Source organism: Methylobacterium sp. (assembly GCF_019750675.1).
GTDB lineage: Bacteria > Pseudomonadota > Alphaproteobacteria > Rhizobiales > Beijerinckiaceae > Methylobacterium.
Genome location: NZ_JAIEOF010000154.1, coordinates 1 through 11050 on the forward strand (window position 1 = coordinate 1; position 11050 = coordinate 11050).

The 11050-nt window shown below is 69.7% G+C and carries 8 protein-coding genes and 1 pseudogene; 6 read left to right on the top strand and 3 right to left on the bottom strand.

Translation table 11 applies throughout. The features are described 5' to 3' along the window. The first annotated feature begins 737 nt into the window (after positions 1-737). From K2X24_RS08215 to ettA, 3 genes are all read left to right on the top strand, one after another. Positions 738-1637 carry a DNA/RNA non-specific endonuclease gene (locus K2X24_RS08215; protein ID WP_292496632.1) on the top strand — a complete coding sequence of 300 codons (900 nt, stop codon included), beginning with the start codon at positions 738-740 and terminating at the stop codon, positions 1635-1637. A 12-nt stretch (positions 1638-1649) separates the two neighbouring features. Beyond that, entirely contained in the window at positions 1650-1970 is a 321-nt protein-coding gene (locus K2X24_RS08220) for a hypothetical protein (RefSeq protein ID WP_292496635.1), read from the top strand. A 274-nt stretch (positions 1971-2244) separates the two neighbouring features. Continuing rightward, the gene (gene ettA / locus K2X24_RS08225; RefSeq protein WP_292496637.1) at positions 2245-3897 is read left to right on the top strand and encodes an energy-dependent translational throttle protein EttA; all 1653 of its coding nucleotides are present in this window, start codon (positions 2245-2247) and stop codon (positions 3895-3897) included. Between the two features lie 43 nt (positions 3898-3940). Here ettA and K2X24_RS08230 read toward each other — a convergent pair whose 3' ends face one another. The 3 genes from K2X24_RS08230 to K2X24_RS08240 are packed head-to-tail and all read right to left on the bottom strand — an operon-like array spanning position 3941 to position 6892. Further along, positions 3941-4789, bottom strand: coding sequence for a formyltransferase family protein (locus K2X24_RS08230; protein WP_292496638.1), 849 nt, complete (start codon positions 4787-4789; stop codon positions 3941-3943). After that, positions 4786-5553, bottom strand: coding sequence for an SDR family NAD(P)-dependent oxidoreductase (locus tag K2X24_RS08235; protein WP_292496640.1), 768 nt, complete (start codon positions 5551-5553; stop codon positions 4786-4788). The genes K2X24_RS08230 and K2X24_RS08235 overlap by 4 nt, the downstream gene beginning before the upstream one ends. A gap of 31 nt (positions 5554-5584) precedes the next feature. Next, positions 5585-6892, bottom strand: coding sequence for a capsular biosynthesis protein (locus K2X24_RS08240; protein WP_292496642.1), 1308 nt, complete (start codon positions 6890-6892; stop codon positions 5585-5587). Positions 6893-7170: 278 nt separating this feature from the next. On the opposite strand from K2X24_RS08240, the gene K2X24_RS08245 reads away from it, so the two are divergent. From K2X24_RS08245 to K2X24_RS08255, 3 genes and pseudogenes are all read left to right on the top strand, one after another. Further along, complete coding sequence (locus K2X24_RS08245; protein ID WP_292496644.1) at positions 7171-9105, top strand: capsular biosynthesis protein; 1935 nt, start codon at positions 7171-7173, stop codon at positions 9103-9105. An 11-nt stretch (positions 9106-9116) separates the two neighbouring features. Next, entirely contained in the window at positions 9117-10574 is a 1458-nt protein-coding gene (locus K2X24_RS08250; protein WP_292496645.1) for an LTA synthase family protein, read from the top strand. Between the two features lie 308 nt (positions 10575-10882). Next, positions 10883-11050 (top strand): annotated as a pseudogene (locus K2X24_RS08255) (sugar transporter); the annotation flags it as partial.

Below are 11050 nucleotides of genomic sequence, written 5' to 3' on the forward strand. Positions count from 1 at the left end.
GGCTCCGCCAGTCCGTCCAGGATCGCCGTCGCCTCAGAAGAGACAGGGCCCGCTTGCGTGGTTTCTTGCCGTGACACTGATTCCATACCCGTTCGTTTGCTGGCACCCGTCCGATCCGGCCCACCGGCAGCGCTCTGCGCGGACCGACCCTCGAACGACGCATGCCCCAAGGCGAAACCGGGGCCCTTCGATTGCACTTATAACGTCATCGCGCAGCTTTGCCACTTCACGAGGCACTCAGGCCGAGCCCGAAGACCACGCCACGCCTGCAAAACCCCGCCGAAGACCGGAGGGTGGAACAGAACTTCGAAGCCGAATTGTGACCCCGGAGATGCTGGCGTCTGCGTCAGAAGTCCGGCAGTTAATCGTCCCGTTCGTTCCGATCAACGGTACGGCCGGCTTTTCCCGTCCGCCGCACCCGCATCGAGGCAGGTCATGCCGTTCAGCCGTCCCCTCTGCGGTCTCGTGCCGATCCTGGTTCTGCTGAGCGCATCCGCCTCGGCCGCGGGTGCGTCCGCAGACCCGTCCCTGGTACGCCGGCATGCCCCCGTGGCGCCTTTCACGTTCCCGTGCGGAACGCCCGGCGCCTGCGGCGTCCAGGCGGGCCCTGGCCCGGCCGACCGTGACGTCCGCCCCTTCGAGGGCACTCTCGGCCGTCCCTGCGCCTATCGCACGCGGGCGACGCCCGAAGGGACGCGCAAAGTCCGGGTCTGCTTCTGACCCGCGCCCGTCGATCGATGGCACGCACGCCGATCCTGCTGCTCTCGGCCTGCCTGCTCGCCGCTCCGGCCGGAGCACGGGGCCAGGACTGCGCCGATGCGTTCGCGGACGGGCGCCGACCGGACATCGTCAATCCCAAGCTCACCGAGCGCGCCGTGCCCCTGTGCTACGACGCCTTCGCCCTGCTCCATTCCGGCGTGTCGCGGACGCCGCTCTACGCGGCCGAGCATCTGACGCGGGCGAGCGTCGCGGCGGCGCGCCGGGTCGACCGGGTCGACGCCTTCCACGACGAGGACGCGCTGCCGGCAGCCGACCGCGCGCGTCTGGAAGATTACATCCACAGCGGTTACGACCGTGGCCACATGGCGCCGGCCGGCGACATGCCCACGGGCGCGGCGCAGGCACAGTCCTTCAGCCTCGCCAACATCGTACCGCAGGACCGGGCCCTGAACCGCGGGCTCTGGGCGGCGATCGAGGAGAGCGTGCGGCGCCTCGCCACCCGCCGCGGCAGGCTCTACGTGGTGACCGGCCCGATCTATTCCGGCGATGCGGTCCAGTCGATCAACGGCCGCGTGCTGGTGCCGACGTATCTCTTCAAGGCGCTCTACGACCCGGAGACGGGCGAGGCGGGCGCCTACCTCGTCGCGAATCGCGACGACCCGCCCTGGCGGGCCGTCTCCCTCGACGCCCTGCGCGAGGCCTCCGGCCTCGACGTGTTTCCGACCCTGGCACCGACCGTGAAGGCCCGGGCCATGGATCTCCCGGAGCCACGCACCTATTCCCGAGGGGAGCCCGAGGGCGACGCGCATGCGCGCCGCCGCGCGCCGGAACCGGACTCGTTCGAAGCGTGGGCGAAGGCCGAGCTGCATCGCGCCCTCCGGCAGCTCTGGCGTGCCGTCATGCGTGCCATCTTCTAGGAGGGTGTCCAGATGCCGAAATCAGGTTCGCGCGAGGGTTCTGGGCAGAAGGAGGCCGGGAAGGGCTCCGGACCGAGTCCGGATGCCTTCGTGCCCTTCGCGGACGACGCGGCGGTGCGGATGATCGGGGGCCTCGCGATCGAGAACGGCACCGACCGGATCGCCCTTCATGGCAGCCTCGATATCGCGCGGGACAAGGCGGGGCTGGACCGGGCCAAGGCGCTCGCCGCGACGCTTGCCGCCATCGTGGCGGCCCTGGAGGGGGCGCCGTTGCCCGATGCCGTCGCGGAGACCGTGCGGCCGGCCGAGACTGTGAAGAATCCCTTCGCCTGAAACCGCGACCCGCTCCGATCTCGCAACCGTTCTTGCGGTCCGCGTTCTTGCGGTCCCCGTTCTTGCCGGTCGGTCGCCGCCCTGATACTCCGGCGCAACACTCTCACGCGATGCGGTGCGACGATGGCGAGCGCCCGATGTCCGCCCGCATCGGCGCATTCCGCGCGGTCCGCAGGCCCGCACGAACCGGTGCAGCCGCGGGACCACGTACGCGACGATTCCGATGGTCGAGGCGCAGGGCGCGCCGGACCGCCGACACGACAGGGATACCACCATGGCGCGCGAATTCATCTACCACATGAAGGGTCTGACCAAGACCTATTCGGGTGGCAAGAAGGTCCTCGATAACATCAACCTGTCCTTCTACCCGGATGCCAAGATCGGCGTCCTGGGCATCAACGGCTCGGGCAAGTCGACCTTGCTCAAGATCATGGCCGGCATCGACAAGGATTGGACCGGCGAGGGCTTCGTCGCGCAGGGCGCGCGGGTCGGCTACCTGCCGCAGGAGCCGCAGCTCGATCCGAACAAGTCCGTGCGCGAGAATGTGATGGAGGGCGTCGCCGAGAAGCAGGCGCTGCTCGACCGCTACAACGAACTCGCCATGAACTATTCCGAGGAGACGGCGGACGAGATGACCGCCCTCCAGGACCAGATCGAGGCCAAGAATCTCTGGGAGCTCGATTCCAAGGTCGACCAGGCCATGGAGGCCCTGGGCTGCCCGAGCGACGAGCAGCCGGTCGCGACCCTCTCGGGCGGCGAGCGCCGCCGCGTCGCCCTCTGCAAGCTGCTGCTCTGGGAGCCGGAGCTGCTACTTCTCGACGAGCCGACGAACCATCTCGACGCCGAGACGGTGAACTGGCTCGAAGGCCACCTGCGCCAGTATCCGGGCGCCATCCTGATCGTGACCCACGATCGCTACTTCCTCGACAACGTCACCGGCTGGATCCTCGAACTCGACCGGACCCGTGGCTACCCCTACGAGGGCAACTACTCGGCGTGGCTGGTGCAGAAGCAGAAGCGGCTCCAGCAGGAAGGCCGCGAGGACATGGCCCGCCAGCGCGCGATCAACCGCGAGCAGGAGTGGATCGCCGCTTCGCCGAAAGCGCGCCAGTCGAAGTCGAAGGCCCGCATCACCCGCTACGAGGAGCTGGTGGCGAAATCCCAGGACAAGATCGACGCCTCGGCGCAGATCGTCATCCCGATCGACGAACGGCTCGGCAACAACGTCATCGAGTTCGAGCATCTCAACAAGGCGTTCGGTGACCGCCTGCTGATCGAGGACCTGTCCTTCAAGCTCCCGCCGGGTGGCATCGTCGGCGTGATCGGCCCCAACGGCGCCGGCAAGACGACCCTGTTCAAGATGATCACCGGTGCGGAAAAGCCGGACGGCGGAACGATCTCCGTCGGCGAGACCGTCCATCTCGGCTACGTCGACCAGTCGCGCGACGCCCTCGATCCGAACGCCACGGTCTGGCAGGAGGTCTCGGGCGGCAACGACATCATCTATTTCAACAAGCGCGAGATCAATTCCCGCGCCTACTGCGCCGCCTTCGCCTTCAAGGGCTCCGACCAGCAGAAGAAGGTCGGCACCCTCTCGGGCGGTGAGCGCAACCGCGTCCATCTCGCCCGGACCCTGAAGGGCGGGGCGAACGTGCTCCTCCTCGACGAGCCTACCAACGACCTCGACATGGAGACCCTGCGCGCCCTCGAAGAGGCGCTGGAGGATTACGCGGGCTGCGCCGTGATCATCAGCCACGATCGCTGGTTCCTGAACCGCATCGCCACCCACATTCTCGCCTTCGAGGGCGAGAGCCACGTCGAGTGGTTCGAGGGCAACTTCTCGGATTACGAGGAGGACAAGAAGCGCCGCCTCGGCGCCGATTCGCTGATGCCGAAGAAGATCAAGTACAAGAAGTTTTCGCGATAAGACGGCCATCCGGCGCACGTTCTCCCGAAGGACGGGCGCCGGGTCAGGCCCGGGCGCTCAGCGCCAGGGCATCCTTCAAATCCCGCACGTCCGTGAGCTTACGGCCGCGGCGGCGCAGGCCCTTGAGCAGCTCCCGGTCCGGGAAAGGGCAATAGGGCAGGATCGGCGCGATCGTCCCGGCGCCGAGGCGGCCATCCGCGAGGTCCGCGAGGGCTTTGTCGAGCAGCACCCGCCCGTGCTCGTGCAGCACCACGGCGGCGCGGGTCGCCGTCGTGTCCCCAGGCAGGCGCATGGCCTCCTGCGCCAGGATCGCCCCGGCATCAATCGTCACCGCCAGACGATGGATCGTCACGCCGAAGGCCGGCTCGACCTCGGCCAGCGCGTGGATGGTCGGCACCGGCCCGCGATGGCGCGGCAGGAGGCCGGGATGGACGTTCAGGCCCCCAAGGGGAGCCCGCGCCAAGGTCGCGCCCGAGAGAATCTGGTCGAAGTGGAAGGTGACGATGAGGTCGGGGGCGTGCCGTTCGAAGGCTTGCCCGACATCCGCGCCGTTGACGTCGTCGACCTTCAGGGTCGGGATGCCGAGACTTCGGCAAAGCGCCTCCAGGGGCATCGCCCCGGGCCCGGCACCGGTCAGACGCCGCGCCAGCGGCGAGACCGACGCGAGGAGATCGGGCAGCCCGAAATTGACGCCGAGATAGGGCAGGATCGCGGGGCCTGAGCGCGCGAGATGCCGCCGGATCTGCCCACTCAACCCGCCCGAACTCGGCCGCTCGGCATTGGACAAGCCCACGAAGGCGATCTCGGCGGCGTGATCCGTCACGAAGCGGCGGACGGCGCGGGCGTTCGGCAGGGCCTCCAGCGCGAACAGCGCGAGGCGCGGGCGCCTCACCGGCCGACCCGGATCTTGAACTTGAAACCGCTCATCCCGAGACGGCGCAGGGATTCCGGCAGGAGGGCCGCACCGCGGGCGGCGGCGGCGAGGATCCACGGGAAGGCGACGATGTCCCGGTCCCGGGCGAGACCGCGCGCGATGCGGGCGGCGGCGTCCTGCGCGCTGATCTCCAGGGGACGCCAGCCCTGGTACTCGCTGCCCATGGCGGTCTTCACATAGCCCGGCGTGACTACGTTGATGCGAACGCCGTGGGGCTTCAATTTCTCGCGCAAGGCCAGACCGTGGGCGAGGAGGGCGGCCTTGGTGCCGCTATAGGCCGGCGCGTCGGGAAGGGGCGCGAAGGCTGCCAGCGAGGAGACGAGGGCGATCTGTCCGTTCCCGCGGGCCCGCATCAGCGTCGCGCAGGGAAGGGCCACGTTGAGGGCGCCCACCAAGTTCACGTCCACGGTCTCGAAGGCCATGGCCTCGGTCTCGACGTCGCCACCCGGGTCGCCGCCGTTGATCGCCGCGTTGACGATGACGAGGTCGATCGGCCGCCGGGCATCGAGGTTCTTGAGCCAGGCGGCGATCGCCGGCCGGTCCCGGACGTCGAGGCGCTCGGTTTCGACGTGGGCCCCCTGGTCGCGGCATGCCTGTGCAACGGCCTCAAGGCGGGGCGCGTCCCGGCCATGCAGGATCAGGTTGGCGCCGGGCTGGGCATAGTGCCGGGCGAGGGCGGCGCCGATTCCGCTCGATGCGCCGGTGATCAGGGTGACGGACATCGCGTCTGCTAGCCCGCCCGTGCGGCCGGGATCAATAGACCGGGGCGAGTTCCTGGGTCGGCTCGGCTTCCGCGCGGACCGCCGAGGCGGCGGCGAGCGCCGCGGCGGGGAGGGCGGCTTCCAGGCGCGGGATCGTGCCCGCCACAGCCCGCGCGATGGCCGGACGCGAGAAGAAGCCGCCGTTCACCTGCGAGCGGTGCAGCACCACGCGCCGGAAATCCGACATCAGATCGGGGTCCGGCGGGGTCGGCGCGGTCCAGAACGTGTTGATCCCGCCCTGATGGGTCAGGCCCGCCATGTTGTAGATCGCGCTGCCGGCCGCATAGGTCGGCCGACCGAGTTCGAGGGAGAGCATGCCGACGGTGCTGTTCACCAGCACGACGCCCCGGCTGCCGGCGATCAGCCGGGGCAGGTCGCCGCCGTCGATGATGTCGAGGCGGTCGTTGACGCCGTGGCGCTTGGCCGAGTGCCGAGCATAGCGGCGCCAGTTGATCAGGCCGCTGTCGAGGGGGTGCAGCTTGATGAGAAGCCGGGTCGGCGCCTCCGAATGGGCGGCGAAGGACGCGATGGTCCGGTCCATGAAGGCCTCGACCCCGAGGAAGGGGGAATGCACACGGATCTGGAAATCGCTGTCGAGCTGCAGCGGCAGGAGGAAATAATCCGCCGCGATGGCCTTGTAGGCCTCGTTGAGGTGCGCCGCGTCGCGCCGGGTCCGGGATCGGCGGGAGAACTTCCGGATCCAGCCCGCATACTCCACCGCGATGTGGTGCGGCCGGTGCGAGCGGAAATACGGGAAGAAGTACGGAAAGCCGAAATTCGCTATGTTGTAGGCCACGTCCCAGATGCTCCGGCGGGCCATGTCGCCGCTCGACGGCATGGCCCGGCCCGGCTGGGGCAGGCGGCGGGCGATGGATCGGATCTCGTCCGCGGTCTTCGGCAGCGGCGAGTGGCCGTTCACGCCCCCGAGTTCGCAGGTGATCCAGTTCGGCCGCAGGTAGCCCTCTTCGAAGACGTGCAGGCGGACGCCGTAGGGCTCGGCGGCGGCGGTGGCGGCCACGTGGTAGGGTCGGCAATCCCCGAACAGGATGATGTCGGTGATGCCGTGGCGGCGGATATAGGCCGCGACGTAGTCGCCCCAATCGGCGAAGGTGCCGCGATAATTGTCGGAGGGCAGGCGCCAGAACAGCCAGTCGCCGGTCGAGAAGTTGATGCGCCGGACGTTGTGTCCGCGAGCCTTCAGCGCGCTGCCGAGGTCCGCGAAGAACGGGGATGCGATCCCCTGAAGGAAGAGAAAGGTCGCCGGTCCATCGCGATGTGTCTCTGCGAAGGGCTGAAGCATTCCTGGGACGCCTGCTCCTGCGCCCACACAACATGCGGGCCGCCTGCCACGGGAAATTCCGTCGCACGGCATTCACATCCCAGCAATTGGGCAGAGATGGGGCTGCACAAGATTTCCCCGCCCCTGTGGTTTCGTTGCAACGATATCATCCACAGATACGTCGCCTGTTACTTCACCATGACCGCGACCGCCGAGCCGACAGAATGTTGGAGGCGGTCTCACCGCGTGTCGCGGGAAGGTGGTAAGGCAGCATCCAGCCAACGCCACGCCACGGGACCATGCCTTCGCACCTGCCGCCAAAGCTCACCGCCACCGGGCGGACCATCCGGACCCTGCGCGGGCAGATCGAGCGGGCGACCGGATCGTCCTTCGTCGCGCCCTGGCACCCCGGGTCGGTCCCCGTCACCTGGGGGCGGAACGGGTTGGTGCGGGCGGCGTCCCGGTTGGGCCGCCCGCCCCTGGAGGTCGAGCCGGGGCCGCTGCGGTCGCCCTACGACACGCCGCGCAGCGGTCTGGCGAGCCTGCGCTTGACCTGGCGTGACGCGCCATTCGGCGAGAGCGCCGTCGACCTCGCGGCGCTTCGCGCGCTCCGCGTCTTCGGGCGAAATCAATTCGGGCGCTTCGACGAGAAGGCGGTCGGCGATCTGCTTAGAGGCCTCGTCGCGCCCTCCCTGATTCTGATCGAGGGTGCGCTCGCGCGCTCTCCCGCCCGCCTCGGTGGATATCTCCAGTCCGTGGCGCGCCGTTTTCCGGACGATGATTTCGTGGTGGCCGGCAGCGAGGGATGTCCGGCCTTTCTCAAAGTGCCGTCGCCGCGCCTGCGCGTCGTCAGCCGTCCGGTCGATCCCTGGGCCCTGTTTCCGCGCGTGCGGCGCGTTCTCGTGTCGGACTGGGCCGATGCCTGCGAGGCCCGGCTCGCCGATGCGGAGGTCGTCTGCCTGGACCGCGCGGAGGCGGCGCCCACGACGGAGGACCTCGCACGGCGGCGCTACGGGGCCGGCCTGCATTACTTCGATCCCTGGACGCAGGCGCCGATCTCCTTCGTCGCGTGCCTCGAACGCGTGGCGTGGCTGCGCGACCGCTTCGCCGGGAACGACCGGCCCACGGTTCTCGTCGGCATCTCGCGCTGGAAGCGACCGGCCATCGATGTGTTCACGCGGGGGCCCTACGGCGACCCGGTGCACACCATGACGGCCGAGGATGCTGTCGCCGCCGCGCTTCTCCGGCAGGGCCGGATTCTTGCCTGGGCCACGCGGATGCCCGAGCGCCTCCCGACCCTCTGCGCCGAGGAAGGGATTCCCCTGGCGCGAATGGAGGACGGCTTCCTGCGCTCGGTGGGTCTCGGCGCGAGTCTGCAGCCGGGCGCGTCGATCGTGGTCGATGATCGCGGGATCTACTACGATCCGCGCACCGAGAGCCGCCTCGCCGTCATCTTGCGCAACGCCACCTTCACGTCGGAATTGGTGGCCCGGGCGCGGGCCCTGCGCGAGAGCGTGGTCGCGCGTCGCTTGAGCAAGTACAATGTCGGCCTCACCGGCGACGCCGAAACCTGGCCGACCGACCGGCGCATCGTGCTGGTGCCGGGACAGGTCGAGGACGATGCCTCGGTGATGCACGGCTCCCCGGTCGTGCGCTCGAACCGGGCCCTGCTGCGGGCGGCGCGAGCCCGCAACCCCGATGCGTTCCTCCTCTACAAGCCGCATCCCGACGTCGAGGCCGGGTTTCGTCCGGGGGCGATCCCGGAGGATGAGGCGCTCGGCCTCGCCGACCGGATCGTCGGCGGGCTCTCCATCGTCGATCTTCTCGACCGGGCCCACCACGTGGAGACGATGACGTCGCTCGCCGGGTTCGAGGCACTGATCCGTGGCCTGACCGTCGCGGTCCACGGGCGCCCGTTCTACGCGGGCTGGGGCCTCAGCGAGGATCTGGCGCCCGGCGCCGATCGCGGGCGTCGCCTCGCCCTCGACGAGCTGGTGGCCGGCGCCCTCCTACTCTACCCCCTCTACCTCGATCCGGTCGCGATGAAGCCGTGCTCGGCCGAGCAACTCCTCGACCGGCTCGCGGCGGCCCGCGACGCCGCCGGGCCGACGCGCCTCGCGCTCAGCGGGCCCGCGCACCTGATCATGCGCGCCCGCTACGCCGTCCTGAACCCGCTCGTCCGACGGCTCCGGCGCAAGCGCGGCGTTCCCCGGGCCGAGGAACCGAGGCGCTGAACCCGGCGATGATGCTGCTCACATCGCTCGGCCTCGCCCTGGCGCTCTCCCTCGTCATCGAGGCCGTCGAGGGCGGCTCGGTCCGCCCGGTCAGCCGGCGCCCGGTCGAGCTGGCCGTCCGCTTCCTCGGCTACGCCCTGGTGATGGCGTTCTGGTTTCAGTTTTCCTGGCGGCCCTGGCTGGCGGGCGCCTCCTGTGTGCTCACCGTCCTCATCCTCACCGTCGTCAGCCGCCTGAAACGCGCCATCATCGGCGAGCCCCTGGTGTTCAGCGATTTCGCCCTGCTGCGGCAGGTCCCGAGGCACCCGGAGCTCTACTACACCCGCCCCTTGACCGATCCGCGCATGGCCGGGCCGATCCTCGCCGCCCTCGTGCTGGTCGGCGCGTGGTACGCGATCGAACCGACGATCCTGCCGGTCGAGCCCAGCGTCGCCGTGCTGGCGTTGTTCGCCCTGCCGCTCGGCTTCCTGACCCTCGTGGAACTCTCCGCCGAGGGCCCGGTCGCCCGTGCCCTGGCGCGGCTGTTCCCGGCCCCGGACCTCGCCTCGGATGTCGCCCGCTTCGGCCTGCCCGCCACGATCATCGGATATGCCCTGCGCTGGCGGGCGCTGCGACGCGGAGAATCGCTCCCTGTCCCTCCTCGCGGCGCTCCCGGCCGAGATCGCGTGCTGGTCGTGGTGCAGCTCGAATCCTTCGTCGATCCGCGGCGCCTCGGCGGCCCGCCGCTGCCGCTGATGGACGTGATCCCGCGTCGCGCCGCCCAGTACGGGCGCCTGCGCGTCCCCGCCCACGGCGCCTACACCATGCGCACCGAGCACGCGATCCTGACCGGACGTGACGCCGGGGATCTCGGCTTCGGCCTGTTCGACCCCTACCTGACCCATGGCGGCCGCGAACCCGAGAGCCTGCCCGCCCGCGCCCGCCAGGCCGGGTTCGAGACCCTGTTCGTGCATCCCTTCCATCGCGCCTTCTTCAACCGGGCGGAGGTCGTGACGCGCCTCGGCTTCGATCGCCTGATCATGGAGGAGGCGTTCGGCGACGCGCCCCGGGTCGGGCCCTACGTGTCCGACCTCGCCCTGGCCGAGCGGGTGCTGGCGGAGGTGCGGGGGCGTTCGGCACCGCTCTTCCTGTTCTGCGTCACCATGGAAAACCACGGGCCCTGGAAGCCGGGCCGCCTTGCGGGGATCGACGATCCCCTGGCGCAGTACCTCACGCACGTGAAGAACACCGGCCTCGCGGTGGAACGTCTCGTCGACGGCCTCGAAGGACTCGACGCCGTCCTCTGCGTGTTCGGCGACCATGCGCCCGCGCTGCCGAACTGCCGTCCGGGCTTCGGCGACACGGCGACGGATTACGCGATCTTCCGGTTCGGGCCGGGGCAGGCCGCTGCGCCGCTGCGCCGCGACCTGAGCGCCGATGCCCTCGGGCGACAGCTTCGCGGATGCCTTGCTTCCGACACCGGCGCCTGAAGCGTGGCTTTGCCACCCTGGTGACGCAATGCTGCTTGAGAGGATCGGCAGGGTCCATCGGTCGGAGAGGCGACCTTGAACGTCTGGACGATCCGTTAAACCGATCGCAGCGTTTGCGCGCTATCAGGCAGGGCGGCGGCCCCTCGCGCGGTCGTCCGGCGGTCCCTCGACTGCTTCCCGGCGGCGCCCTCGCGGGCAGGCCGGCGCAATAGAAGTGATGCTGGCGCCGTCCGCGCGCCTCGAGCCATGCGGGCGTCGTCGCCGGGTCGTCGCGTCTCGCGGCTCCGGCTTGTGGGAGAGTGACAATGATTCGCAACGCGAGCCTCGCGGCCCTGGCAGCGTGCCTCGTCTCCGGTTGTTCGTCGATCCTGCCGGCGGCGGGTCCGACGACCAGCGCGATCGTGGAGGGGGCGGACGTCTCGACGAGCGAGGGCACGTTCGCCCGCTACGAGATCGTGGACCTGTCGGCGGCCACG

Excerpts from the sequence above, each read along its gene's own strand:
- K2X24_RS08215 (WP_292496632.1), top strand. The coding sequence starts at position 738 with ATGGCACGCACGCCGATCCTGCTGCTCTCGGCCTGCCTGCTCGCCGCT.
- K2X24_RS08220 (WP_292496635.1), top strand. The coding sequence starts at position 1,650 with ATGCCGAAATCAGGTTCGCGCGAGGGTTCTGGGCAGAAGGAGGCCGGG.
- ettA (WP_292496637.1), top strand. The coding sequence starts at position 2,245 with ATGGCGCGCGAATTCATCTACCACATGAAGGGTCTGACCAAGACCTAT.
- K2X24_RS08235 (WP_292496640.1), bottom strand. The coding sequence starts at position 5,553 with ATGTCCGTCACCCTGATCACCGGCGCATCGAGCGGAATCGGCGCCGCC.
- K2X24_RS08240 (WP_292496642.1), bottom strand. The coding sequence starts at position 6,892 with ATGCTTCAGCCCTTCGCAGAGACACATCGCGATGGACCGGCGACCTTT.
- K2X24_RS08245 (WP_292496644.1), top strand. The coding sequence starts at position 7,171 with ATGCCTTCGCACCTGCCGCCAAAGCTCACCGCCACCGGGCGGACCATC.
- K2X24_RS08250 (WP_292496645.1), top strand. The coding sequence starts at position 9,117 with ATGCTGCTCACATCGCTCGGCCTCGCCCTGGCGCTCTCCCTCGTCATC.